The sequence below is a fragment of the Micromonospora sediminicola genome (genome assembly GCF_900089585.1).
In the GTDB taxonomy this organism is placed as follows: Bacteria; Actinomycetota; Actinomycetes; order Mycobacteriales; family Micromonosporaceae; genus Micromonospora; species Micromonospora sediminicola.
In genome coordinates this window covers 3,827,818-3,850,796 of the sequence record NZ_FLRH01000003.1, presented here as the reverse complement: position 1 = coordinate 3,850,796, position 22,979 = coordinate 3,827,818, and the positions used below count along the sequence as shown (strand labels likewise).

The window sequence follows — 22,979 nt, the reverse complement described above, 5'->3', positions numbered from 1 at the left end:
TCCCGGCGCCCAAGACAAGGAAACCCGCTCAGGCCCGGGCCCCGCCGAGGCCCAGCAGCACCGCCAGGCCCAGCGCGCTGCGCGGGGCGTACGGCACGCGCCACAGTCCGCCGTGTGCCGCCGCGTACGTTTCGTCCCGCCACGGGTGCTCCTGCGCCGGTCCACCGCCGGTGCGCAGATCGTGCACGAGCAGCGCGGCCATCAGTGTGTTGCTGGTGGCCGGCTCGAACACCTCGACGCCGAAGCGGTGCGCCCCGGCGTACGCGGCGGCGAGCGCGCGGTTGCGCAGCACCGACCGGGTGCGGGTGGGCGGCGCGACGGTGAACGACACCGTGGCGCCGGCGTCTCGGGCCACCGCCGCGCGCCAGCGTTGCAGCCGCTTGGCCAGCGCGTAGTTCGGCCCCTGCTGGGGCACCAGGCTGTCGTTGATGCCCGGGTCGGCGCCGGGCGGGTAGTTGCGGTGCAGCAGCCGGCCGCCGGAGATCAGCCGCAGGGTCCGTCGAGCCGTGCCACGGGCGGCGTACCCGCGCTCGGCGTGGGCGACCGCGTCGCCGGGGACCGCGTACACGTCGGTGGGGGTGGCCAGGAACGCCAGCGCGGCGTCCGGGCGCTGCCCGGTCAGCTCGACGGTGAGCGCGTCGACCGCGGTGGCCACCCGGACGTTGGTGGCGCCGTCGGCGTAGACGTAGTTGCCGAGCACGAGCCGACCGTCGAGCCCGGCGAGCCACCGGGCGGCCTGCGGGAGGCGGTGCAGCAGGTCCGCCCCGGCGGCGGCGGTCAGCGCCGCGTCGTCGTCCCCGGTGTCCGGCGGCACGGGCAGGTGCAGCCGGCCGCCGTGGCGGCGGGCGGTACGCAGGACGCGGCGCCAGATCTCCGGGCGGGGCAGGTCGACCGCGACGACGTCGCCGCCCCAGCGCAGCACCGAGGGCAGCGGGCCCATCTCGGCGCCCGCGCCGAGCACCACGATCCGTTGGTCGCGCAGGTCCAGCCAGTCCGGGTTGGCCAGCACCCGGCCGACCGCCTCGGCGCAGCTGGGCTCGATGACCCCGGCGTCGACCCACGCGTCGAGCCGGCGGCGCAGGTCGTCGCCGCGCAGGCGTTGCCCCCGGTAGGGCAGGGACAGCTCGCGCTCCACCGGGCCGGAGCCGGTGACCGTGGCGGTCCGCAGCGGCGGTTCCCGGTCGTCCGACGCGAACGCCTCGGCCGGTGTGGTCTCGGGGCCGCCGCGCGGCGGGGCGTACCGCATGCGGGTGTGCAGCGCGGCGAGGCCGTCGCGGGCGACGGTGAGCGCGGCGTCGCGGGAGAGCAGGCCGGCCTCGACCAGGCGGCGGAAGTGGCCGACGTAGCCCCGCCGCCAGTCGGTCTCGTGCTCGGCGGAGCGCGCGCCGATCGGGTCGACCGCGCGCAGCGCGTCGGCGACCACGGCGCGTCCCAGCGCGGTCGTGCTGCGCCGGCCGTCGGCGGTCGCGGGGAACACCACCCCGGTCGGGCCGTCCACGGGTCACCTCCTGCTCGCGGTCGTGGGGCCACTCTGCCGCATCGGCGTCGCCGCCGCCCGTCGAGGGCTCAGCGGCGGGCGGGTTTCGGCTCCGGGCGGGGTCGGCCGCGGTCCGGGTCGACGCCGACCTGGACGGCGAAGGCCGGGTCGACGGCGAGCAGCGGGCGGGGACCGAACAGCGCCATGGCGGTCAGCAGCGCGTCGGTGTCCCGTCCCTGCCAGGTGGGGCGGCGTTCGGGGTCGAGGTCGGCGTGCTCGCGTCGTAGCCGGCGCAGCAGGCGGCGGGCGGCGGCGCCGGTCTCCGGCACCTCGGTCAGCCACCAGCCGCCCAGCGCGGTGGCCAGGCAGCACAGCAGCAGCCCGGCGACCGAGGCCGGGCCGCCGGCGGAGCGTCCCTCGACGGCGCTGTCCACGAGCCGGGTCACGCCGACGGCGGCGATCGCGAACAGCGGCAGGGTGCCCAGCGCGATCCGGCGGCGTTGGGCGCGGGTGAGCAGCCAACCGTCGCGGACCAGCCGGCCGACCATCCGGCGCAGCGCCCGAGCGACGTCGGGGTCGGCGAGGACGGCGGCCCAGGTCTGCGGGCGGCGCAGGGCGGTGTGCAGGGCGCGGACCAGACCGGATGGTCGGGCCGGTGGGGGGCCGTTGGCGCGCAGCGTGGCGAGTTCGCCGGTGCTCACCCCGCCGGCGCGGCGCAGCGCGGCGATCCCCACCTGGCAGGCCAGCAGCGCGCGGTCGGTGAGGTAGGCCAGTTCGACCCGGTCGGGCGTCGCGCCGGCGGCCCGCCGGCCGGTCAGTTCCCGTACGGCCAGGGCGATCGCGGCGGCCACGGCGACCGCGCCGAGGTAGTCGAGGAGGAAGAGCGGCCCGCTGACACCCCAGAGCATGGCGACAAGTATGGCCCGCCGGCCTCAGGAGGCGTGCCGGACCTCGCTGTCCCAGATGTGCGACCAGGGGCGGCGCGGACCGCGGGCGACGAAGATCGGCCCGCCGTTCTCCTCGTTGTCGACGTCGACCCGCTGGTCGACCCGGCCGGCCTCGGTGACCTCGGTGAACCAGGCGCGCAGCCGGTCGGGGCGGGACCAGCCGACGGCGATCACCACGTCGGCGCCGTCGGGCGGCCGGCCGAACGTGACCATGCTGTTGTGCCCGGAGTACGCGCGGGGCAGGCCACGCGCCGGGCCGTAGCGGGCCAGCGCGCCGGCCTCGCCGTAGTTGGCGGTGAGCATGACCGCCCGGTCGCGTTCGGCCGGCGGCAGACCCCGGTGCACGGCGGCGACCGAGTCGGCGAACTCCGGCCATCCGATCGTCTCGCCGACGTCGGGGTTGGCCGCGACGACGAACCCGGGCAGCCGGTCGGCCGGCAGCGTGGGCAGCAGCAGCACCGCGCTGCTGGCCGCCATCAGCACGGCGGCGGCGGCGAGTGCGGTCTGTCGGGCCCGGGCGGCGCCGCGCCGCGCCCAGTCGAGGGTGGGCGTCACGCCGGCGGCGGTGAGCACCAGCAGCAGCGGCGCGTCGTAGTAGCCCTTGCCGCCGGCCAGCACGACGACCGCGACCACCACCAGCCACGCCCAGCCGATCGCCCGGTACGCCGACCAGGCCGGGCGGCGCAGCAGCGCCACCAGCCCGGTCACCCACACCGGGACGGCGAACGGGCTGATGATGAGCAGTTGCAACACGAGCGCGTCCAGCCGGCCGCTGTAGGAGCTGTCGCCGCCAGCGATGGCCGAGGCGACGGAGAGCTGCGGGAAGCCGTGCGCGGCCTGCCACGCCCCGTACGGCACGGCGAGCAGCACGGCGATCACCGCCCCGGCGAGGACCCACCGGTCCCGCAGCAGGCGACGCGGCCCGGCGATCACGACCCCGGCGACCAGGCCGACGCCGAGCAGGGCGGGCAGTGGCTTGTTGAGCATTCCCACGCCGAGGGCGAGCCCGGCGCCGAGCGCCCAGCGGGTGTCGCCGGTGCGCAGCATCCGGGCCACGCAGAACGCGGCGACGAGCCACACCAGCAGGTCGACGCTGGTGGTGCTGAGCAGGTGCCCGCCGGCCAGGACGATGCCCGAGGCGGCGGCGAGCACCGCCGCCGCCGACTGGGCGACCCGACCGGCGCCGAACTCCCGGGCGATCGCGGCGACCAGCACCACCGCGGCGCCGCCGATGACCGCCGACGGGGTGCGCAGCAGCACCAGGTTGCCCGGCGCGACGGTGTCGGCCAGCCGGGCCAGGGCGGGCACGAGCGGCCCCTGGTCGACGTAGCCCCAGTCGAGGTGCCGGCCGCACAGCAGGAAGTAGAGCTCGTCGCGGTGGTAGCCGTAGCGGCCGGCGAGCAGCAGCAGGACGGCGGTGAGGGCCGCGCCGACCAGCCACGGGACCGCCGTGTGTGGCCCGGGCGGCGGCGGCCCGGCGGGCGTGGCGGCCTCGCGACGATCGACGTCGGCGACTGATTCGGCCACCTGCCCATGATGGCCCGGCGGGGCGGTCCGACGTCGTCCCGCCGGCCTCGGCCGGGTGGACGGAATCCGGTGGCCGGACGGTCGGGTCCCGACTAGCGTGCCCGCCGTGCGCATCCGTGACTACACCGACGCCGACTGGGGCCAGGTCTGGCCGATCTTCTCCGACGTCGTCACCGCCGGGGACACGTTCCCCTACGACCCGGCCTGGCCGGCCGAGGTGGCCCACGAGGTGTGGGTGGAACGCCCCCCGGGGCGTACCTCGGTGGCGGTGGACGACGACGCCGCCGTGCTCGGCACCGCCAAGATGGGCGCGAACCGGCCCGGGCCGGGCTCGCACGTGGCGACCGCGAGTTTCATGGTGGCCGCCGGCGCGCGGGGCCGCGGCGTGGGCCGGGCGCTGTGCGAGGACGCGTTGGACTGGGCCCGCCGGCAGGGTTTCGCCGCGATGCAGTTCAACGCCGTGGTGGAGACCAACGCGGCGGCCGTGGCGCTGTACCGGCGGTTGGGCTTCACCGTGATCGGCACCGTGCCGGAGTCGTTCGCCCACCCGGCGCGGGGTCGGGTGGGCCTGCACGTCATGCACCGTCCCCTGTGACCGCCGCCGGTGCGCGAGGATGGTCGGATGAACCCTGAGCCGATCGAGCTGGCCGCCGCCCTGGCGCGCTTCGACCAGCTGTGGAGTCCGCGGATCGTGACCACGGTCAACGACTACGACGTCCGGGTCGCGAAGGTGGCGGGCGAGCACGTCTGGCACGCCCACGACCACACCGACGAGTTCTTCCTGGTGCTCGACGGGGAGCTGCGCATCGCCCTGCGCGACGGCGCGGACGCCGCGCAGCGGGAGGTGACGCTGCCGCGCGGCGCGGTGTTCGTGGTGCCGCGCGGGGTGGAGCACCGGCCGTACGCGCCGGACGGCGCCTCGATCCTCATGTTCGAGCCGTCCGGCACGTCCAGCGTGGGGGACCGGCACGACGCCGTCCCCGACAGCGTCGACGCCACCACCGGGCACCGGCTCTGAGTCGTCCTGGTCACCGCCGCGCCGGCTCCGGCTGGGCCGGCGCGGCGGCGACGGTCCAGCCCACCCGGCGTACGCCGGGCACGGCGGCGGTGCCGGCGCAGGCGAGCAGCACGAGCACCCCGGCGACCGCGAGGGGCGTCGAGGCGCCCCAGGCCGACGCGGCGAGCGGCGCGAGGGCGTAACCGAGGGGCATGGCGCCCAGCGACATGAGCCAGTCGTAGGAGGTGACCCGGGCCAGCACCTCGGTGGGGAAGCGGGCCTGGACCACGGTCTCCCAGACCGGGTTGAGGAAGCCCAGGGCGCTCAGCGCCAGGCAGTAGGCGGCCACGGTCAGCGCGGCGGGCGCGGCCACGGCGAGCAGCAGCAGCGGCGCCGCGTACGTGGCCAGCGCCAGGTTGCCCACCAGCACCGGGCGGCGGGGGCGGGCGCGGCTGGCCAGCAGCGAACCGGCCAGCAGCCCGACCGCGCCGGCCTGTTGCAGCAGTACCCAGACGCCCTCGCCGCCGAGCCGGGTGACGGCGACGGCCGGGCCGACGGTGAGCAGCACGGCGGCGGCTCCGTTCCAGACGGCGTGGGCGACCAGGCTGCTCCAGTACCAGTCGCGGGCGCGGACCTCCCGCCACCCGAGGACCAGGTCGGCGCGCAGTGAGCGGCGCTCGACCGGCACGTGCCGGACCTGGATGGCGGCCAGCAGTGCGGCGCTGACGCCGAACGAGGCGGCGTCGATGACGAACGCCCAGCCGGGGCCGGCGGTCCAGACCAGCAGGCCGGCCAGGGCCGGGCCGGCGAGCCGGCTGGCGTTGGTGGTGGCGCCGAGCAGGGCGTTGGCCCGCTGCCGTCCCGCGGCGTCGACGACGCCGGCGACCAGGGGGGACGCGGTGGGCATGGCGAAGGCGGAGGCGACCCCGCCGACGGCGGAGGCCACGGCGAGGTGGGCGAGGGTCGGCGCGCCGCCGAGCAGTTCGACGCCGACGACCAGTTGGGCGGCGCCGCGGATCAGGTCGGTGGCGAGCGCGACGCGGCGGGCGGCGAACCGGTCGGCGACCACGCCGCCGAGCGGGGAGCAGCAGCAGCCGGGGCACCATGGCGCAGCCGAGCACCAGGGCCAGCGCGGCGGTCGAGCCGGTGGCCCGCAGCACGGCGAGCGCGAGCGCGGTGGGGACCACGGCGTCGCCGAGGGCGGACACCGTACGGCCGAGGAAGAGCAGACGGAAGGCGCGGAGCCGGAGGGGATGCGTCACCGCCGCAGACTACTTCGACGTCGAATATTTCGACAACGAATATTTTGGGTTCGACGTACCGTGGCTGTCGTGACCGACCGTGACTCCGTCGACCAGCACGTGGCGCGCTGGCAGCCCGTCCTGCCCGACCTCGACCCCGACGTGGAGGGCGCGGTGGTGCGGATGATGCTGCTCACCCGGCACCTGCGCGCGGTCAAGGACCGGGTCCTGGCCGACCTCGACCTGCAGGAGAAGGAGTACGGCACGCTGCACGTCCTCGCCGGGCGCGGCGGGCGCGCCGCCCCGTCGGAGATCGCCGACGCGCTGCGGATGGCGCCCGCCTCGATCACCGCCCGGGTGGACGCCCTGGTCCGGCGCGGCTTCGTGCGCCGGATCCCGTCCGAGGTCGACCGGCGGCGCGTCGACGTGGCGCTCACCGAGGCCGGCGAGGCCATCTGGCGGCAGGCCCTGGACGTCGTCGGTGACGAGGAGCACCGGGTGCTCGGCGCACTGGACGCGGCGGAGCGGCGGACGCTGGCCGACCTGCTGCGCCGGGTGAACTCGGCCGCCGAGCGACCGACCGGAAACGTCGGGGGCCCGTGACGGCCTGACACCGCCGGCGGGCATCCCCCGCACGGGCCGAAAACGCCTGGCCGTCCGCGTCGGGTGCTGACAGGCTGCCGGGCATGACCGCCCATGCCCTCGCGGGCGCGCTCGTCGACGAGCGCCGCCGCGTCGTGTTCGCCGCCGTCGTCCTCGGCGCCCGGGACGTGCCCGCCGTGGTGGCCCGCACCGGGTTGCCGGCCCGCGACGTGGCCACCGCCGTGCGCCGGCTCACCGACACCGGCGTGCTCGTCGACGACGGCTCCGGGCTGCGCGTCGACGACGGGTGGCTGCGCGACGTCGCCCGCTCCGGGGCGACGCCGTCCGCCCCGCCCGCCGACCGGCGCGAGTCGATCCTGCGCACGTTCCTGCGTGACGGCGCGCTGACCCGGCTGCCCGCGCAGCGCGGCCGCCGGCGCGTGCTGCTGGAACACATCACCACGCACACCTTCGAACCCGGGCTGCGCTATCCGGAACGGGCGGTGGACGACGCGCTGCGCCCCTGGTGCGCCGGCGGCGAGGCCGACCACGTGACGCTGCGCCGCTACCTGGTCGACGACATGCTGCTCACCCGCGAGCACGGCGTCTACTGGCGGACCGGCCCGTGACCGGCTGGGACACCCGCCTCGACCCGCCCGACGGTCCGGTCGCGCGGGTGCTGCTGCGGGAGTACATGGCGGAGATGGTCCGCCGCTGGTACGGCCGCCCGGAGCGGCCCGGCGAGGTCGACGCCGCGCTGACCGAGATGCCCAGCGACGACCTGGCCCCGCCCACCGGCCTGCTGATGACAGCTCACCACGACGGCCTTCCCGCCGGGTGCGCCGGGCTGCGGTGGCGGCCGGGCTGGGCGGAGTTGACCCGGCTGTACGTGCGCCCGGCGCACCGGGGCGCCGGTGGCGGCGCGGCCCTGCTCGCGGCGGCCGAGGCGTACGCGGTCGACGCGGGGGCGGCCCGGATCCGCCTGGACACCCGCTCCGACCTGGTCGAGGCACGCGCCCTGTATGCCCGCCACGGCTACCGGGAGATCCCCGCCTACACCTCCGGCCCGTACGCGCAGCACTGGTTCGAGAAGTCACTGCCGGCGCGAGTTGACGACGCCGCGACGCCGCGCTAAAACAGAAATCGGGAAGTTGAGTCGACCAGACTCAACGTGAGACCTTGGGCCAGGAGAACCGAGGAGGCACTGCCATGTTGATGCGTACCGACCCGTTCCGTGAGATCGACCGGATCGCCGAGCAGTTCTTCGGCACCACCACCCGGCCGGCCGTGATGCACCTCGACGCCTACCGCGACGGCGACCACTTCTACGCCGCCTTCGACCTGCCCGGCGTGGACCCGGACAGCATCGACTGCACGGTCGAGCGCAACGTGCTGACCGTCCGCGCCGAGCGGCGCCGCCCGACCGGCGAGAACGTCGAACTGGTCGCCGCCGAGCGCCCGATGGGCACCTTCACCCGCCAGCTGTTCCTGGGCGACACGCTCGACACCGACCGCCTCGAAGCCGGCTACGACAACGGGGTGCTGACGCTGCGCATCCCGGTCGCCGAGCGGGCCAAGCCGCGCCGGATCACGGTCACGTCGACCGCGGAGGGCAACGGCCACCGGCAGCTCACCACCGCCTGAGCGCGGGTCACGCCGAGGCGGGGGAGGCCGGAGCGCCGGCCGACCCCGCCTCGGCGTCGGCGGGATAGAGCCGGGTCAGCGCGTGCGCCGTGGCGGTGAACCGGTCCCGCAGCTCGGCCGGCGCCAGCACCTCCACCTCGGCGCCGAGCTTGAGCAGCTCGGCGTGGGCGTGCCGGGCCGACTCGATCGGCACGGTGGTCTCCAACCAGCCGTCCGGGCCCGGTTCGCCGGCCGCCGCCCGGGCCGCCCGGCTCATCTCCGGCGGGAAGACGTACGGCATGAACTCCAGCGCGGCCACGGTGAGCCGGATCCGCGCCTCGCCCCGGTAGACGTCGCGCTCGTAGCGCGCGGTCCACTCCCGCCAGTAGGCGGCCAGGTCGAAGTCGTCCGGGCGGTCGTGGCGCTCCTCGGTGACCACCGCGTCGAGCACCGCCCCGACCCGGTAGGTGCGCATCTGCTCCCCGCACCGGGCCACCAGATACCACCGGCCCGCCTTGAGCACCACGCCCAGCGGGGCGACCGTCCGGCTCACCTCGCGCGGGGCGCGCCAGCGCCGGTACCGCAGCCGCACCAGCCGGTCCTCCCACACCGCGCCGGCCAGCGTCTCCAGGTGCGGCACCGGCTCGGGGTGCCGGAACCAGCCGGGGGCGTCCAGGTGGAACCGCTGCCGGATCCGGCCGGTGCGGTCGGCCAGGTCCCCGGGCAGCGCGGCGCGCACCTTCAGCTCGGCGGCGGCCACCACCGACGCCAGACCCAGCTCCGCCGCCGGCCCGGGCACGCCGGCGAGGAACAACGCCTCGGCCTCCGGCCCGGTCAGGCCGGTCAGCCGGGTACGCCAGCCCTCCAGCAGGCGGTAGCCGCCGGCCGGCCCGCGGTCGGCGTACACCGGCACGCCGGCGGCGCCGAGTGACTCGATGTCGCGGTAGACGGTCCGCACCGACACCTCCAGGGCGTCGGCGAGTTCCTGGGCGGTCGTCCGCCCCCGGGTCTGCAGGAGCAGCAGCAGGGAGACCAGCCGGCTGGCGCGCACCCGGTGACGGTAACCCGCGCGGCGAATCCGCCCGGGCGCGCCTCGTCGCGAAACGCCCCGCCGACTGAGAACCTTTCTCACATGCTGCGTCCCGAGGTGCTGTCCCACGCGCGTCCCGCGCTGCCCGGCGGTCCGGCCGACTTCACCGAGGCGTGGTTGCGCAACCGGCGTCTGTCCGAGCACACCCGCGACGCGTACCGGCGGGACGTCACCGGCTGGCTGACCTGGTGCGCCGAGCGCGGGCTGGACCCGCTGCGGGTCACCTTCCTCGACGTCAACGCCTACGGCCGGGACCTGGAGTCCACCCCCCGGGGCCGCGACGGCCGGCCGTTGACCCCGGCCACCGTGGCACGCCGGCTGTCCGCGCTGTCCAGCTGGTACGACTTCCTGGCGAAGCTGGGCGCGGTGCCGGCCAACCCGGTCGCGGCGGCGGACCGCCCCCGGGTCGACCGGGACCACTCCGCCACCGTCGGCCTGAGCCCGGAGGAGGTCGACGCGCTGCTCGCGGCCGCCGACGCCGACACCGGCCCGACCGCCGCCCGCAACCGGGCCACCCTGGCGCTGCTGGCCGACCTGGGGCTGCGGGTCGGCGAGCTGGTCTCGCTGAACCTGGCCGACCTGGGCAGCGAACGCGGCCACCGCAGCGTCCGCTTCGTCGGCAAGGGCGGCAAGGCTCGTCGCCGCGCGCTCACCCCCGGCACCGCGTACGCGCTCGACGCCTACCTGGCCGCCCGGGCCGCCGCGCAGGGCGTCACGGTGCCGGAGCTGACCGGTCCGCTGCTGGTCACCGCGACCGGGGGCCGGCTGGACCGGCACGCCGTGTTCCGGCTGGTGCGCCGGCTCGCGCAGACCGCCGGGATCGCCGCCTGGGCGCGGTTGTCACCGCACTCGCTGCGGCACGCGTTCGCCACCACGGCCCGCTCCGAGGGGGTGCCGCTGGAGGACGTGCAGGACGCCATGGGTCACGCCGACCCGCGTACCACCCGCCGTTACGACCGCGACCGGCACAATCTGGACCGCGACCCGGCGTACGCGATCTGGGCGGCTCGCGCCCGCCGCCGCGGGTGAGCGTCGTACCCGGGTCGTAGGGTGCCGGCGTGCGACACGGGTTGGAGATCTGCTGCGGCGGCGCCGCGGTGACGGTGGCCGAGCTGGTGGCGCTCGGTGAGCTGGCCGAGCGGTCCGGCTGGGACGGCGTGTTCCTGGAGGACTACCTCATCCACCACGCCGGGGACGAGCCGCCCACCTGGGACCCGTGGCTGGTGCTGGCGGCGGTGGCCGGGCGCACCGAGCGGGTGCGGCTGGGCACCACCGTGACCGCGCTGCCCCGACGCCGCCCGGCCAAGCTGGCCCGTGAGGTGCTCACCCTCGACCACCTCAGCGGCGGGCGGGCCGGCGTCGCGGTCGGTGTCGGCGACCCCGGCGACCGGGGCCTGGCCGCGTTCGGCGAGCCGACCGACCTCAGGACCCGCGCCGCGATGCTCGACGAGGGCCTCGACCTGCTGGTCGGGTTGCTCGGCGGCGAGCGGGTCACGCACCAGGGCACCCACTACCGGGCCGAGGGCGTGGCCCTGCGTCCCGCGCCGGTGCAGTCGCCGCGGGTGCCGGTCTGGGTGGGCGGCAGCACCCAGGCCGGGGCGGTGCTGCGGCGTGCCGCCCGGGCCGACGGGATCGTGCCCTACAAGCTGACCGACACCGACGACTGGTCCGACTTCACCCCGGACGAGGTCGCCGACCTGGTCGCCGCGCTGCCGGCCACCCGGGCCGACGGGCAGCCGTTCGACGTGGTGGTCGGCGGCAGGCGTCGCCGGACCGACGAGCGGGCCGAGCGGGCCTACCTGGCGGAGCTGGCGGGGGCGGGCGCCACCTGGTGGCTGGAGTACGTGCCGGCCGGTGACCCGGCCGCGATGCGGGCCGCGGTCGCCCGCGGCCCGCTGCGCTGACCGGTCAGCGTCGGGGGCACAGGCAGAACGGCTGCCCGATCGGGTCGAGCAGCACGGTCCACCGCTCGCCGCCGGGCTGGAACTCCGGCCGGGTCGCCCCGGCCGCCACCAGGTCCTTCTCCGCGACCGCCACGTCGTCGACGGTGAGGTCGAGGTGGTAGCGCTTGCCGCCGGTCGGGTCCGGCCAGGCCGGCGGCGCGTACCCGGGCACCCGGCCGAAGCCGATCGAGGTCCCGTCCTTGGTGATCATGGCGTACTCGGTCTCGCTGTGGGTGATCTCCCAGCCGAGGGCGTGGGCGTAGAAGGCCGCGTGCGCGGCCGGGTCGGAGCTGTCCAGGTTGACCATCGCGAGGTCGGCGTGCGTCGTCATGCCGGCAGTGTGTCGCCGGTACCTGTCACCTGCTGTCAGGTACCTCCGGCGGATCCCCACGGCCACACCGCCAGCCGCCCGTGCGGTCCCCGGCAGGCCAGCGCGCCGGCCACGGCGTGACAGTCGCGGGTGCCGGCGGGCAGCACCGGCCCCGGTCGGGGACCGTCGCGGCCGATGGTGACCACCAGCGTGGGTCCGTCGACGCGGGCGGGGCGCAGCAGCACCTGCCGGGCCGGGTCTCCGTCGTCGGCGCCGGCCCGCCAGTCGGCGCCGCCGGGCCAGCGCCACACCTGCTCGCCGGTGGCCGGGTCGAGCGCACGCCGGTCCCGCACGCCGCTCAGGCAGAGCACCGCGGCGCAGCCCGCGGAGGGTGTCTCCCCGGCCGGCAGCAGCCGGCGCCAGCGTGGGGTCAGCGCCGGCAGGTCGTAGCCGCTGAGGGCGGCGCCGGCCGGCGCCGGGTGCCGCAGCACCAGGTGCGTGCCGACGACGAGGGGATTGCCCGGGGCGTAGCCGGCCGGGGGCAGTCGGGTCTCGCCGAGCCGGGCGCCGTCGCGCACGTCGTGCACCCGGGCCAGCCCGTCGTCGTGCACCACCACGACCCGGCCGGGCGTGGTGGCCAGCACGGCCGTCGACGGCACCGGCACCGACCACCGGTCGACGCCGGTGGCCAGGTCGACGCCGCGCACCGCGCCCTGGATCCGCTGGCCCGGGTCGGCGACGCTGCGGACCTCGGTCACCGCCACCGCGCCGTCACCGGCGGGCCGGACGCGATCGGGCCGGTACCAGCGCACCTCTCCGGTGCCGACCGCGTACGCCCAGGTGCCGGTCACCTGCCGCGCGCTGTCGCGGCCGGTCACCAGGATCAGGTCTTCGGTGGCCGCCGCGGACCAGGCGCCGACGGGAGCCGGACCCCGCCACCGCACCCGGCCGTCGCGGCCGTACGCGGTCAGCGCGGGCGGATCGGCCACGAGCAGCAGCCCGCCGGCGCCGAGCAGGGCGACCCGGGCGGACAGCGGCAGACCGGTGACCGGCCCGGAGCGCGGCGGCGCGGCGGCGCCCAGCAGCAGGCATCCGGCCAGTGTCGCCGCGGTCCGCCACCGGCGGCGGCGAGGCGGGCGGGGCTGTGGTCGCGCGGGTGGCCGGTCCAGTTCGATCACGGCCGTCTGCGGGCGCCCGTCACGCGTCATCCACCGCTCCTTGAGGGGGTCGTGCGCCGACGGTAGACGATCCGCCGTCGCGGTACGACAGCGGCGCAACCGGCTGCGCGCCGGTCGCCGGTTGCCTACCGTCGGTGGTGATGGGCAGGGAGCAGGGATGGCATCGGCCGGCCCGGCGTCGCCGGCCGGTACGCGCCGGTGTGCTGGTCGCCGTGCTCGGGCTGGGCACCTGCCTGGTCGGGGTGGCCGGGTTGGCGGTGTGGAACGCCCAGGTGGTGCTGCAGGCCGACGGGCCGGTGCGGGAGACCGCGGACGGGTTCTTCCGCGACGTCGCGGCCGGCGACACCGACCGGGCCTACGAGCGGCTGTGCCGGGAGACGCGCGGCCGGTGGAGCCAGGTCGGGTTCGGCAGCTGGATGCGCACGCCGCCGGTGGTCAGCGGCTACGAGATCGTCGACGTGTCGGTGGCGACCCGGGGCGGTCGGCCGCGCGGCACGGTCGTGGTGCGGATCAACCGCGACGGCGGCGGCAGCGAGGAGCGGGAGCTGTCGGTGGTGCCGGAGGACGGGGGCTGGCGGGTGTGCGGGGACCCGTTCTGATCAGGCGCGCGGCCCGAGGTCGCCGGAGCGGTAGTGCCGCCGGCAGAGCACCTGGTAGCGCACGTCGGCGGTGTCGACGGTGTCGCCGATGACCACCTGCGCGCCCTCGCGGACCACCTCGCCGCGCACCACGCGGGCGTTGAGCAGGCCCTCGCGCCCGCACCAGCAGAGCACCTCGACCTGGATGCGGGCCACCTCGTCGGCCAGTTCGAACAGCCGCTGCGCGGCCGGGAAGAGGCAGGAGCGGAAGTCGGTGGCCAGGCCGAACGCGTAGACGTCGACGTCGAACTTGTCGACCAGTTCGGCCATCTGCTCGACGTGCTCCAGGTTGTAGAACGACGCCTCGTCGCAGATCAGGTAGTCGACCCGTACCCCTTCGGCCCAGGCGTCGCGGACCAGGTCGCGCAGGTCGAGGTCGTCGGTGACCTCGACGGCCTCGTGGGCCAGGCCGATGCGGGTGGTGACCTGTGGGCCGAGCGAACGGTCGATGCGGGTGGTGACCAGGCCGCGCCGGCCCTGCCGGGCGTGGTTGTGGTTCATCTGCAGCGCCATCGTCGACTTGCCGCAGTCCATCGGGCCCCAGAAGAACTTCAGCGCGGCGGCGTGCAACGGGCGGCCGTCCACGCCCCGGGCGGCGGCGCAGCCGCCGGCGCGGTCGTCGCCGGGCCCGGGCAGAGGGCGGGCCAGGCAGGTCAGGGCGGCAGCGGCGTCGTCGGTCACGTCGGGGCAGCCTAGCCGATCGACGCCGCTGCATCGGTCGGCGATGATCCACCGACCGGCGTCCGGGTCAGAGGACCCGGGGCGGGGTGTTGCCGGCCGCGATGATGGCCCGGCGCATCGGCACGGCGGCCAGCAGCGCGAACCCGACCACGAAGAAGATCAGCAGTGACACCAGGCCGACCCGGTACGACGAGGTCAGCTGGAACACCAGGCCGAACGCGAGCGGGCCGAGCCAGCTGGTGCCCTTGTCGCTGATCTCGTAGAACCCGTAGTACTCGCCCTCCTTGCCGGCGGGGATGAGCTGGCTGAACAGCGAACGGCTCAACGCCTGGCTGCCGCCGAGGACCAGGCCGATGCAGCCGCCGAGGATCATGAACGGCACGGGCGCCTCGGCGGGCAGCCGGAACGCCGCGATGATCACGCCGGTCCAGAGCACCAGCGACAGCAGCACGGTCTTCCACGCGCCGATGCGCCGGGCGAGCGCGCCCAGGGCGAGCGCGCCGCCGAAGGCGAGGAACTGCACCAGCAGGATGGTCACGATCAGGGTGCTCTGCTCCAGCCGCAGCTCCTCGGTGCCGTACTGGCTGGCCAGCGTGATGACGGTCTGGATGCCGTCGTTGAACACCAGGAACGCGAGCAGGAAGAACAGCGTCAGCGGGTACGCCTTGATCTCCCGCAGGGTGCGGCCGAGTTGCCGGAACCCGTCGGTGAGCACGTTGGCGCCGCCGTGCAGCGCGGCCGCGGTGGGGTGCTCGCGCAGCCAGCGCAGCGGCAGCAGCGTGAACGCCGCCCACCACACGCCGGCCGAGACGATCGACCAGCGGGCCAGGTCGAGGGTGCGCTGCGCGTTGCCCTCCTCGCTGAGCATGGTGACCGCGACCAGGTTGAGCGCGAGCAGCAGCCCACCGCCGAGGTAGCCGATGGCCCAGCCCCGGCTGGAGATGCCGTCGCGGTCGTCCGGGCCGCCGAGCTGCGGCAGGAACGAGTTGTAGACCACCACGGCGGCGCCGAAGGAGATGTTCGCGATCAGGAACAGCGCGCCGCCGAGCAGGTACCGCTCGCCGGTGACGAACGCGAAGGCGATGGTCGCGCCGGCGCCGGTGAACGCGGCGGCGGCGAGCAGCCGCTTCTTGTGCACCGACCGGTCGGCGATCGCGCCGACCACGGGCAGCACGAACACGGTGAGGAAGACCGACAGCGAGATCAGGTACGGGTAGTAGGAGCCGGCGGCGACCCTGATGCCGAGCGGGTGCACCACCCCGTCGCAGCTGTCCGCGCCCAGCTCGCAGCCGGCGGCCAGCTCGGTGACCGTGGTCAGGAACGGCCCGAGGAAGACCGTGATGACGGTGGTCTGGAACGCGGAGTTCGCCCAGTCGTAGAAGTACCAGCCGGTGCGCTCGCGGCGGGTGCTGCCCGGGCGCTCGGGCTCGGCGACGGCGGGGGTGACCGTATCGGCCATCGGGTGGTCCTCGGGGCTCAGGCGGCCCAGTGGCCGCGGCTGCGGTAGACGTCGCGGAGCACGCCGACGTGATCGGTCATGATGCCATCCACACCAAGATCAAGTAAGTGGTGCATCTGGGCGGGTTCATCGATCGTCCAGACGTGCACCTGAAGCCCGATCCGGTGGCAGTAGGCCAGCAGACGGCGGTCGACCACGGGGATCCGCCCGTAGGAGACCGGGACCTGGGCGGCGACCACGGACGGGGGCAGGCGCATCGGCCGCCCGTGCAGCGAGGCCATCCGCAGCCGGGCCACGCCGCGCATGCCGAGGCTGCTGGCGACCTTCGGCCCGGCCAGGGCCCGCAGCCGGGTCAGCCGGGCGTCGCTGAACGAGGCCAGCAGCACCCGGTCGGCGGCGCCGGCGCGGGTGACCGCCTCGACGGTCGGCTCGACGCCGCCGTCGGCCTTGACGTCGACGTTGAACCGCACCTGCGGCCAGGCGCCGAGGACGTCGTCGAGGCGGGGGACCAGGGCGGCGCCGCCGACGCGTACCGAGGCGAGGTCGGCCCAGCGCAGGTCGGCGATGCGCCCCGCCTCGCCGGTGACCCGCCGCAGTGTGGGGTCGTGGAAGACCACCGGCACGCCGTCGGCGGTGGCGTGCACGTCGGTCTCCACGTACCGGTAGCCCAGGGCGACGGCGCGGGCGAACGCGGCGGCGGTGTTCTCGTCTCCGTCGGCCGCGCCGCCACGGTGGGCGAAGGCCAGCGGCGCGGGCGCGTCGAGGTAGCCGTGACGGGGCTGCACGCCCGCAGTATGCCGGGCCCAGGTGGCAGCGGGGTGACCGGCCGGTGAAATTACCTATCCTTCCCTGAATTCGCTAGCATAGGGTGCGATGGGTAACGACATGTACTCGGTGGAGCAGGTCGCGGAGCTGCTCGGGCTGCACGTCCGCACGGTGCGCGGCTACATCCGGGCCGGACGGCTGCGGGCGGTGCGCATCGGCAAGCAGTACCGGATCGCCCGCGCCGACCTGGACGCGCTGACCGGCCGTCCGGCGTCGTCGGCACCGTCGGCGACGGCGGAGGTGTCGAGCATCGTGCAGCTCGACGGCGTCGACCGGGCCGCCGCCGACCGACTCGCCACGCTGGTGCTCGCCGGCGTGAACACCCACCACGATCCGGACCGCCCGCTGCGCGTGCAGACGGTCCACGACGAGGAGCGCCACCGCATGAAGATCGTGATCCTGGGCGACGTCGCCGCCACCGCCGACCTGCTGCGGCTGGTCGACGCGGTGCTGGGCGGCGACAACGGCCTGCTCGCCGGCGAGGGGGCCGAGCGTGGCTGACGAGCTGCGCGACCTCGGCGGCGCGACCGTGCTGGTCGGCGACCCGGACGGCCCGCCGATCGTCACCGAGAGCGACGTGCTGGACCTGATCGGCGCGGCGTTCCTCGGCGCCACGGTGGTGGCGGTGCCCGCGGCACGGCTCGATCCGAGCTTCTTCGCGCTGGGCACCCGGTTCGCCGGCGAGGTCATGCAGAAGTTCGTCAACTACCGGCTGCGCCTGGTGGTGGTCGGGGACATCTCGGCCCACCTGGCGCGAAGCGGCGCGCTGCGCGCACTGGTGGCCGAGTCCAACCGGCATGACCAGGTGTGGTTCCTGCCCGACCTGGACGCGCTCGACGAGCGGCTGCGCGCCGCCGGCTGACCGTTACCGCAGCCAGCCGGCGGTCAGCGCGGTCACCCCGAGACCGTCGGTGTCGGCCAGTTTGACCGCGACGAACTGCCGGGCTGCGGCCGAGGTCTGCACCCGGGGCGCGGGCTCCGGGTCGGTCAGCGTCGCCACCACCGCCGCGGCGGCCTCGGCCGGCGACTGCGCGGCCGCGAACGCGGCGGCGCTGCGATCGAGGTACGCCCGCAGCGCCGCCCCGTACGGCCCGGCGTCGGTCACCGCCGCGTCCCGGTCGATCCCGACGTTGGCGACGAACTCGCTGGCCACCGCGCCCGGCTCGACCACGCTGACGCTCACCCCGACGGTGGCCGCCACCGGCGTGAGGGACTCCATGAACCCCTCGACGGCGAACTTGGCCGCGCAGTACGCCTCGTTGAACGGTTGGCCCACCACGCCGCCGACGCTGGTCACGGTGATCAGCCGCCCGCGCGCGGCGCGCAGGTGTGGCAGGGCCGCGCGGGTGACGTGCAGGACGCCGAAGAAGTTGACCTCGAACACCGCCCGCACGTCGTCGACGGTCTCCTGTTCCAGGGTGCCGACGTGTCCGGCGCCGGCGTTGTTGACCACCGCGTCGAGCCGACCGTGGCGGGCCACCACGTCGGCGACGCAGGCGGCGACCGAGGCCTGGTCGACCACGTCGAGCCGGCGTACCTCCAGCAGGTCGCCGACCCCGGCGGCGTCGGCGGCGGCGCGCAGCCGGCCGGCGCGGTCGGGGTCGCGCAGGGTGGCCACGGTGCGCCAGCCGGCGCGGGCGGCGCCCACGGCGGTCTCCAGGCCGATGCCGGTGGACGTGCCGGTGATCAGCACGACGGGTGCGCTCACGCCTGCCACGGTCTCACCTCGCCGGGGCGCCGGGGTGGGTTTCAGCCGGTCCGGGGGCGGCGGTGCGCGCGGCTGGGGTCCACCGGGCGGCCCGGGTCGACGTGTCGCGGCCGGTCGGGTTCCAGCGGGCGCAGCGCAACCAGGTCCTCGGTGATCGCGTCGATGATCCGGTCGGTGGCGCGGCGGGCCGCGCCGGGCGTGGTGGGGTGCAGGTCGCGCAGCGTCACCGGCGCGCCGAAGTGCACCCGGATCACGGGCCGCCGGGCCACCGCCCGGGCCAGGCCGCGCAGCATCCCCTTCGGCGCCCGGTAGGGCAGCACCTCGTGCGAGCCCCACTGGGCGACCGGGACGACGGCGGCGCCGCTGGCGAACGCGAGCCGCGCGGCGCCGGTCTTGCCCCGTTCGGGCCACATGCCGGGGTCGAGGCCGATGCGTCCCTCCGGGTAGACCAGCACCACGGAGCCGCCGGCCACCGCGTCGGCGGCGACCTCCAGCGACCGGTGCACCGCGGCGGTGCCCCGGTCGACGCGGATGTGCCCGGCGCGGCGCATCAGCGCCCCGATCAGCGGGGCCCGGAACAGCCCGGCGGTGGCCATGATCCGGGGGGCGACCCGCCGGACCCGGCACGCGGCGGCGAGGACCACCGGGTCGAACGGGCTGATGTGGTTGGCCGCCAGGATCAGCGGCCCGTGCCGCAGCGCCTGCGGCACGTCGCCGGTGACCTCCAGCCGACCGACCAGCCCGACGGCGGCGCGGGCGAGCGTCTGCGCGCCGCGCCACAGCAGCGGCGCGCGCCAGGGGGTGCTGTTCATCAGTGCTGGATGGTCGCACGTGCGGGGGTGACCGTGCGCCCCGGCACGGGCCACCCGGCCGAGGTGATCAGGGTCATTGGTCCCGGGACCGTTCGGGCCGTGCGGCCCTGCCGCTTTCTCTACGACGCCGAGTAGTATTTACTACGTCTCGTAGTATGCACAGCTGGGGGTTTCAGGTGGACGCGTTGGACGTCGCCCGCTGGCAGTTCGGTGTCACCACCGTCTACCACTTCTTGTTCGTGCCGTTGACCATCGGCCTGTCCGTGCTCGTCGCCGTCCTGCAGACGATGTGGCACCGCACCGGCAACGAGCGGTACCTCAAGCTCACCAAGTTCTACGGCAAGCTGTTCCTGATCAACTTCGCCATGGGCGTGGTCACCGGCATCGTGCAGGAGTTCCAGTTCGGCATGAACTGGAGCGACTACTCCCGCTTCGTCGGCGACATCTTCGGCGCCCCCCTGGCCATCGAGGCCCTGGTGGCGTTCTTCCTGGAGTCGACCTTCATCGGCCTGTGGATCTTCGGCTGGGACCGGCTGCCCAAGCGGCTGCACCTCGCCGCGATCTGGGCCGCCGCGATCGGCACCAACCTGTCGGCGTACTTCATCCTCGCCGCGAACTCGTTCATGCAGAACCCGGTCGGCTTCCGGATCAACCCCGACAGCGGCCGGGCCGAGCTGACCGACTTCGTCGCCGTGCTCACCAACAAGGTCGCCCTGGTCACCTTCCCGCACACCCTCGCCGGGTCGTTCCTGGTCGCCGGGTCCCTCGTGGTGACCGTCGGGCTGTGGCACGTGATGCGTAACCGGGGCAGCGCCGACACCGGCGCCTACCGCTTCGCCACGAAGTTCGGCTCCTGGGTGGTCCTGGTCTCGTCCGCGCTGGTGGTCCTCACCGGCGACATCCAAGGCAAGATCATGACCGAGGTGCAGCCGATGAAGATGGCCGCCGCCGAGGGCCTCTACACCACCGAGAGCCCCGCCTCGTTCTCCGTGCTCACCGTCGGCAGCCTCGACGGCAGCCGCGAGGTGTTCGCCCTCAAGATCCCCTACCTGCTGTCGTTCCTCGGCACCGGCGACCCCCACGGCACCGTGCAGGGCATCAACGACCTGCAGGCCCAGTACGCCAGCCAGTACGGCCCCGGCAACTACGCCCCGATCATCCCGGTCACCTACTGGAGCTTCCGCTTCATGATCGGCTTCGGGTTGGCCGCCGCCGCGATCGCGCTGCTGGTGCTCTGGAGCCAGCGCAAGGGCCGCACCCCCACCAGCCGCTGGCTGCTGCGCGCCGGCCTGGTCATGCCGGTGCTGCCGCTGCTGGCCAACTCCTTCGGCTGGATCTTCACCGAGATGGGCCGCCAGCCGTGGATCGTGTTCGGCGAGATGCTCACCCGCGACGGTGTGTCCCGCAGCGTCTCCCTGACCGAGGTCCTCACCTCCTTCACCGCCTTCACCCTCATCTACGCCACCCTCGCGGTGATCGAGTTCAAGCTGCTGGTCCGCTACGCCCGCGCCGGCGTACCGGACCTCACCCCGGAACCCACCGACGACGACACCGACGACGCCGAGCGCCCGCTCGCGTTCGCCTACTGACCCGGAGCCGACAGTGGAACTGACGACCGTCTGGTTTCTCCTCGTGGCCGTGCTCTTCACCGGCTACTTCATCCTCGAAGGCTTCGACTTCGGCGTCGGGATGCTGCTGCCCGTGCTCGGCCGCGACGACCGGCAACGCCGCGTCCTGATCAACACCATCGGCCCGGTGTGGGACGGCAACGAGGTGTGGCTGATCACCGCCGGCGGCGCCATGTTCGCCGCGTTCCCCGAGTGGTACGCCACCCTGTTCTCCGGCTTCTACCTGCCGCTGCTGCTCATCCTGCTGGCCCTGATCGCCCGCGGCGTGGCGTTCGAGTACCGGCACAAGCGGCCCGAGGCGTCCTGGAAGCGCCGCTGGGACCAGGCCATCTTCTGGGGCTCGGCCGTGCCGGCCGTGCTGTGGGGGGTGGCGTTCGCGAACATCTTCCGCGGCGTGCCGCTCGACGCCGACCACGAGTACGTCGGCGGCCTGCTCGACCTGCTGCACCCGTACGCGCTGCTCGGTGGCCTGACCACGCTGGGGCTGTTCCTCACCCACGGCGCGGTGTTCCTCGCGCTGAAGACCACCGGCGACATCCGCGAGCGCGCCGGCGCCCTCGCGGTCAAGCTCGGCGCCGGCACCGCCGTGGCCGCGGTGGCGTTCCTGAGCTGGTCGCTGACCATCCGCTCCAGCGCCGCCGCCGTCGTGCTCGCCGCCGGTGCCGCTCTCGCGCTGCTCGGCGGCCTGGCCGCCGCCCGGGTACGCCGGGAGGGCTGGGCGTTCACCGGAACCGCCGTGGCCATCGCCCTGGCCGTGGCGACGCTGTTCGCCGCGCTGTTCCCCAACGTGCTGCCCTCCACCCTCGACGCGGCCGGCACGCTCACCGCCACCAACGCCGCGTCCACCCCCTACACCCTGAAGATCATGACCTGGGTGGCGGTGGTCTTCACGCCGATCGTCCTGGCCTACCAGGGTTGGACGTACTGGGTGTTCCGACGCCGGATCGGGGTACAGAACATTCCGCAACACTGATGGACCTGCGGGCGCAGGGGTGACGCGGGGCCGGTGCGAGGGGGTCGCACCGGCCCCGCGGGGCGTTCCGGGGTCAGCGCGCCTCGCGCAGCTCCGCCAGCCGGGCCTCGATCTCGGCCAGCTCGGCGCGCAGCTTCTCCGCCTGCTGCTCGGCCTCGGCCCGCTCCGCGGCCAGGATCTGCTCCACCGCCTCCTGCACCCCCGGCACGTCGACCAGCGCCACCATCCGCAGCGCCTCGGCCGGCTTCACCACGTACGGCCGGGCCAGCGCCTTCGTGCCCTGCTGCGCGGCGACCGTCCACTCACCCTCGGCGTAGGCAAGCGTCACGGTCAGCCCCGGCGGAGTCTTCGGCTTCGCGGCCTTCACCGCCCGCTTCGCCGGCTTCGGCTCCGCTGTCGGCTGCTCCGCCTTCGGCTCCTCCCGTCGCGGCGCCGGAACCCGCGGGGTGTCCAGCACGAACTCCGGCTCCGGCGGGGCGGCCGGCGCCTGCTCCGGTTCCGGCTTCGCCTCGGCCGCCGGACGCCGCCCGGCGCCCTTGGGGGCGATCGCCACGTCGGCGGGGGAGAAGGGCAGCTCGTCGCGGCCGAACCGCACCACCACGAACTCCTCCGACGCCGCCGGGTCGGTCAGCTCCACCACCTGCCCGAGCTGCCCGGCCATCTGCCCGGCCGCCTCGGTGAACACCACCCGGGGCTTGCGGCCCGCCGCAAGGGCCTCCCGGATTCCCTGAACCTCGTCAGTGGACAAACCCTGACCCGCCATCACGCCCTCTTCCGTACACCTGTTTGACGCAGCCTTGATACCAGCCGGCTGCGACACCGCGATGATCAGCCCCCGAGGGCCCGCAGCGCCGCGTCGGCGTGCTCGTTCATGCTCAGCTCGCTGTGCACCACGGCCAGCACCCGCCGGTCGGTGCCGATGACGAACGTCATCCGCCGGGTGCTCAGTGCGCCCAGCGGCAGCCGCCGCCGCACCCCGAACGCCCGCGCCACCTCGCCGTCGATGTCCGACAGCAGCGGATAGCCGAGCCCGTGCCGGCGGGAGAACTCCGCCTGCCGCTGCACCGGATCCCGGCTGATCCCCACCCGCTGCGCGCCCACCGCCGCGAACTCCGCCGCCAGGTCCCGGAAGTGGCAGCTCTCCGCCGTGCAGCCCCGCGTCATCGCCGCCGGGTAGAAGAACAGCACCACCGGACCGGCGGCCAGGAACTCCGACAGGCGCCGTGGCGTGCCCGTCTCGTCCGGCAGCGTGAAATCCTCGACCAGGTCACCGACACCCACCGCGTCACTCATGACGCGAGGATATGTAGACATCGGCGATCCCGCTCCGTCGTACCGGG

Annotated in this window: 27 protein-coding genes; 13 read left to right on the top strand and 14 right to left on the bottom strand. The window is 75.1% G+C overall.

From position 1 onward, the window contains the following. Positions 1 to 28: 28 nt before the first annotated feature. The 3 genes from GA0070622_RS18425 to GA0070622_RS18415 form a co-directional block, all read right to left on the bottom strand. Positions 29 to 1,498 (bottom strand): hypothetical protein, encoded by a 1,470-nt coding sequence (locus tag GA0070622_RS18425; RefSeq protein ID WP_091574450.1) that lies wholly within the window; start codon positions 1,496 to 1,498, stop codon positions 29 to 31. A gap of 68 nt (positions 1,499 to 1,566) precedes the next feature. Next, positions 1,567 to 2,385 carry a TIGR04222 domain-containing membrane protein gene (locus GA0070622_RS18420; protein ID WP_091574449.1) on the bottom strand — a complete coding sequence of 273 codons (819 nt, stop codon included), beginning with the start codon at positions 2,383 to 2,385 and terminating at the stop codon, positions 1,567 to 1,569. A gap of 24 nt (positions 2,386 to 2,409) precedes the next feature. Beyond that, positions 2,410 to 3,951, bottom strand: coding sequence for an ArnT family glycosyltransferase (locus tag GA0070622_RS18415; protein ID WP_091574448.1), 1,542 nt, complete (start codon positions 3,949 to 3,951; stop codon positions 2,410 to 2,412). 106 nt (positions 3,952 to 4,057) lie between these two features. Here GA0070622_RS18415 and GA0070622_RS18410 point away from each other — a divergent pair, with 106 nt between their 5' ends. Both GA0070622_RS18410 and GA0070622_RS18405 read left to right on the top strand, forming a co-directional pair. After that, a complete protein-coding gene (locus tag GA0070622_RS18410; RefSeq protein WP_091577633.1) occupies positions 4,058 to 4,546 on the top strand; it encodes a GNAT family N-acetyltransferase in 489 nt (162 codons plus the stop codon). A 27-nt stretch (positions 4,547 to 4,573) separates the two neighbouring features. Continuing rightward, a complete protein-coding gene (locus GA0070622_RS18405) occupies positions 4,574 to 4,969 on the top strand; it encodes a cupin domain-containing protein (RefSeq protein ID WP_091574447.1) in 396 nt (131 codons plus the stop codon). A gap of 10 nt (positions 4,970 to 4,979) precedes the next feature. Here the strand turns inward: GA0070622_RS18405 and GA0070622_RS18400 are convergent, their stop codons facing one another. Continuing rightward, complete coding sequence (locus tag GA0070622_RS18400; protein WP_281187040.1) at positions 4,980 to 6,203, bottom strand: MFS transporter; 1,224 nt, start codon at positions 6,201 to 6,203, stop codon at positions 4,980 to 4,982. A 76-nt stretch (positions 6,204 to 6,279) separates the two neighbouring features. Between GA0070622_RS18400 and GA0070622_RS33480 the strand changes: the two genes are divergently transcribed. The 4 genes from GA0070622_RS33480 (at position 6,280) to GA0070622_RS18380 (ending at position 8,415) form a co-directional block, all read left to right on the top strand. After that, positions 6,280 to 6,792 carry a MarR family winged helix-turn-helix transcriptional regulator gene (locus GA0070622_RS33480; RefSeq protein WP_091574446.1) on the top strand — a complete coding sequence of 171 codons (513 nt, stop codon included), beginning with the start codon at positions 6,280 to 6,282 and terminating at the stop codon, positions 6,790 to 6,792. 83 nt (positions 6,793 to 6,875) lie between these two features. Further along, positions 6,876 to 7,400 (top strand): DUF2087 domain-containing protein, encoded by a 525-nt coding sequence (locus GA0070622_RS18390; RefSeq protein WP_091574445.1) that lies wholly within the window; start codon positions 6,876 to 6,878, stop codon positions 7,398 to 7,400. Continuing rightward, the gene (locus GA0070622_RS18385; protein WP_245666396.1) at positions 7,397 to 7,906 is read left to right on the top strand and encodes a GNAT family N-acetyltransferase; all 510 of its coding nucleotides are present in this window, start codon (positions 7,397 to 7,399) and stop codon (positions 7,904 to 7,906) included. The genes GA0070622_RS18390 and GA0070622_RS18385 overlap by 4 nt, the downstream gene beginning before the upstream one ends. Positions 7,907 to 7,980: 74 nt before the next feature. Further along, complete coding sequence (locus GA0070622_RS18380; RefSeq protein WP_091574444.1) at positions 7,981 to 8,415, top strand: Hsp20/alpha crystallin family protein; 435 nt, start codon at positions 7,981 to 7,983, stop codon at positions 8,413 to 8,415. Between the two features lie 7 nt (positions 8,416 to 8,422). On the opposite strand, the gene GA0070622_RS18375 is transcribed toward GA0070622_RS18380, so the two are convergent. Beyond that, positions 8,423 to 9,445: a helix-turn-helix transcriptional regulator gene (locus GA0070622_RS18375; protein ID WP_091574443.1), complete on the bottom strand. Its 1,023-nt coding sequence runs from the start codon at positions 9,443 to 9,445 to the stop codon at positions 8,423 to 8,425. Positions 9,446 to 9,526: 81 nt separating this feature from the next. Here GA0070622_RS18375 and GA0070622_RS18370 point away from each other — a divergent pair, with 81 nt between their 5' ends. After that, positions 9,527 to 10,513 carry a tyrosine-type recombinase/integrase gene (locus tag GA0070622_RS18370; protein WP_091574442.1) on the top strand — a complete coding sequence of 329 codons (987 nt, stop codon included), beginning with the start codon at positions 9,527 to 9,529 and terminating at the stop codon, positions 10,511 to 10,513. Between the two features lie 29 nt (positions 10,514 to 10,542). After that, positions 10,543 to 11,388, top strand: a complete 846-nt coding sequence (locus tag GA0070622_RS18365; RefSeq protein ID WP_091574441.1) for an LLM class flavin-dependent oxidoreductase — start codon at positions 10,543 to 10,545, stop codon at positions 11,386 to 11,388. A gap of 4 nt (positions 11,389 to 11,392) precedes the next feature. Here the strand turns inward: GA0070622_RS18365 and GA0070622_RS18360 are convergent, their stop codons facing one another. Next, a complete protein-coding gene (locus GA0070622_RS18360; RefSeq protein ID WP_091574440.1) occupies positions 11,393 to 11,758 on the bottom strand; it encodes a VOC family protein in 366 nt (121 codons plus the stop codon). 35 nt (positions 11,759 to 11,793) lie between these two features. Beyond that, positions 11,794 to 12,945 (bottom strand): outer membrane protein assembly factor BamB family protein, encoded by a 1,152-nt coding sequence (locus tag GA0070622_RS18355; RefSeq protein ID WP_091574439.1) that lies wholly within the window; start codon positions 12,943 to 12,945, stop codon positions 11,794 to 11,796. Positions 12,946 to 13,055: 110 nt separating this feature from the next. On the opposite strand from GA0070622_RS18355, the gene GA0070622_RS18350 reads away from it, so the two are divergent. Then, positions 13,056 to 13,514 (top strand): Rv0361 family membrane protein, encoded by a 459-nt coding sequence (locus GA0070622_RS18350; RefSeq protein ID WP_091574438.1) that lies wholly within the window; start codon positions 13,056 to 13,058, stop codon positions 13,512 to 13,514. Here GA0070622_RS18350 and GA0070622_RS18345 read toward each other — a convergent pair whose 3' ends face one another. The 3 genes from GA0070622_RS18345 to GA0070622_RS18335 all read right to left on the bottom strand — a co-directional run bounded on the left by GA0070622_RS18345 (position 13,515) and on the right by GA0070622_RS18335 (position 16,478). After that, on the bottom strand, positions 13,515 to 14,234 hold the full coding sequence (locus GA0070622_RS18345; RefSeq protein ID WP_091574437.1) for a thymidine kinase: 720 nt from the start codon (positions 14,232 to 14,234) through the stop codon (positions 13,515 to 13,517). It lies immediately after the preceding gene. 67 nt (positions 14,235 to 14,301) lie between these two features. Then, positions 14,302 to 15,693: an MFS transporter gene (locus GA0070622_RS18340; RefSeq protein WP_091574436.1), complete on the bottom strand. Its 1,392-nt coding sequence runs from the start codon at positions 15,691 to 15,693 to the stop codon at positions 14,302 to 14,304. 17 nt (positions 15,694 to 15,710) lie between these two features. Continuing rightward, on the bottom strand, positions 15,711 to 16,478 hold the full coding sequence (locus GA0070622_RS18335; protein WP_091574435.1) for a glycerophosphodiester phosphodiesterase family protein: 768 nt from the start codon (positions 16,476 to 16,478) through the stop codon (positions 15,711 to 15,713). An 88-nt stretch (positions 16,479 to 16,566) separates the two neighbouring features. On the opposite strand from GA0070622_RS18335, the gene GA0070622_RS18330 reads away from it, so the two are divergent. Together GA0070622_RS18330 and GA0070622_RS18325 are read left to right on the top strand one after the other, a co-directional pair. After that, the gene (locus tag GA0070622_RS18330; protein WP_245666394.1) at positions 16,567 to 17,019 is read left to right on the top strand and encodes a helix-turn-helix domain-containing protein; all 453 of its coding nucleotides are present in this window, start codon (positions 16,567 to 16,569) and stop codon (positions 17,017 to 17,019) included. Then, positions 17,012 to 17,380 carry a DUF4180 domain-containing protein gene (locus GA0070622_RS18325; RefSeq protein WP_091574433.1) on the top strand — a complete coding sequence of 123 codons (369 nt, stop codon included), beginning with the start codon at positions 17,012 to 17,014 and terminating at the stop codon, positions 17,378 to 17,380. Before GA0070622_RS18330 ends, GA0070622_RS18325 begins: the two co-directional genes overlap by 8 nt. Positions 17,381 to 17,383: 3 nt before the next feature. On the opposite strand, the gene GA0070622_RS18320 is transcribed toward GA0070622_RS18325, so the two are convergent. Next, positions 17,384 to 18,226, bottom strand: coding sequence for an SDR family NAD(P)-dependent oxidoreductase (locus GA0070622_RS18320; protein WP_091574432.1), 843 nt, complete (start codon positions 18,224 to 18,226; stop codon positions 17,384 to 17,386). 41 nt (positions 18,227 to 18,267) lie between these two features. Further along, positions 18,268 to 19,038 (bottom strand): lysophospholipid acyltransferase family protein, encoded by a 771-nt coding sequence (locus GA0070622_RS18315; protein ID WP_091574431.1) that lies wholly within the window; start codon positions 19,036 to 19,038, stop codon positions 18,268 to 18,270. Between the two features lie 176 nt (positions 19,039 to 19,214). Between GA0070622_RS18315 and GA0070622_RS18310 the strand changes: the two genes are divergently transcribed. Further along, positions 19,215 to 20,627: a cytochrome ubiquinol oxidase subunit I gene (locus GA0070622_RS18310; protein ID WP_218012381.1), complete on the top strand. Its 1,413-nt coding sequence runs from the start codon at positions 19,215 to 19,217 to the stop codon at positions 20,625 to 20,627. A gap of 13 nt (positions 20,628 to 20,640) precedes the next feature. After that, positions 20,641 to 21,639 (top strand): cytochrome d ubiquinol oxidase subunit II, encoded by a 999-nt coding sequence (gene cydB, locus GA0070622_RS18305; RefSeq protein ID WP_091574429.1) that lies wholly within the window; start codon positions 20,641 to 20,643, stop codon positions 21,637 to 21,639. Between the two features lie 73 nt (positions 21,640 to 21,712). Here the strand turns inward: cydB and GA0070622_RS18300 are convergent, their stop codons facing one another. Further along, positions 21,713 to 22,402, bottom strand: coding sequence for a hypothetical protein (locus GA0070622_RS18300; protein WP_091577627.1), 690 nt, complete (start codon positions 22,400 to 22,402; stop codon positions 21,713 to 21,715). A gap of 65 nt (positions 22,403 to 22,467) precedes the next feature. Further along, positions 22,468 to 22,932, bottom strand: a complete 465-nt coding sequence (locus tag GA0070622_RS18295; RefSeq protein WP_281187017.1) for a peroxiredoxin — start codon at positions 22,930 to 22,932, stop codon at positions 22,468 to 22,470. Positions 22,933 to 22,979 lie beyond the last annotated feature (47 nt).

What these genes read in the sequence shown, in the direction of transcription:
- GA0070622_RS18420 (WP_091574449.1), bottom strand. Translation starts at nt 2,385, where the DNA reads ATGCTCTGGGGTGTCAGCGGGCCGCTCTTCCTCCTCGACTACCTCGGC.
- GA0070622_RS18405 (WP_091574447.1), top strand. Translation starts at nt 4,574, where the DNA reads ATGAACCCTGAGCCGATCGAGCTGGCCGCCGCCCTGGCGCGCTTCGAC.
- GA0070622_RS18390 (WP_091574445.1), top strand. Translation starts at nt 6,876, where the DNA reads ATGACCGCCCATGCCCTCGCGGGCGCGCTCGTCGACGAGCGCCGCCGC.
- GA0070622_RS18380 (WP_091574444.1), top strand. Translation starts at nt 7,981, where the DNA reads ATGTTGATGCGTACCGACCCGTTCCGTGAGATCGACCGGATCGCCGAG.
- GA0070622_RS18370 (WP_091574442.1), top strand. Translation starts at nt 9,527, where the DNA reads ATGCTGCGTCCCGAGGTGCTGTCCCACGCGCGTCCCGCGCTGCCCGGC.
- GA0070622_RS18360 (WP_091574440.1), bottom strand. Translation starts at nt 11,758, where the DNA reads ATGACGACGCACGCCGACCTCGCGATGGTCAACCTGGACAGCTCCGAC.
- GA0070622_RS18355 (WP_091574439.1), bottom strand. Translation starts at nt 12,945, where the DNA reads ATGACGCGTGACGGGCGCCCGCAGACGGCCGTGATCGAACTGGACCGG.
- GA0070622_RS18350 (WP_091574438.1), top strand. Translation starts at nt 13,056, where the DNA reads ATGGGCAGGGAGCAGGGATGGCATCGGCCGGCCCGGCGTCGCCGGCCG.
- GA0070622_RS18340 (WP_091574436.1), bottom strand. Translation starts at nt 15,693, where the DNA reads ATGGCCGATACGGTCACCCCCGCCGTCGCCGAGCCCGAGCGCCCGGGC.
- GA0070622_RS18330 (WP_245666394.1), top strand. Translation starts at nt 16,567, where the DNA reads ATGGGTAACGACATGTACTCGGTGGAGCAGGTCGCGGAGCTGCTCGGG.
- GA0070622_RS18315 (WP_091574431.1), bottom strand. Translation starts at nt 19,038, where the DNA reads ATGAACAGCACCCCCTGGCGCGCGCCGCTGCTGTGGCGCGGCGCGCAG.
- GA0070622_RS18300 (WP_091577627.1), bottom strand. Translation starts at nt 22,402, where the DNA reads ATGGCGGGTCAGGGTTTGTCCACTGACGAGGTTCAGGGAATCCGGGAG.
- GA0070622_RS18295 (WP_281187017.1), bottom strand. Translation starts at nt 22,932, where the DNA reads ATGAGTGACGCGGTGGGTGTCGGTGACCTGGTCGAGGATTTCACGCTG.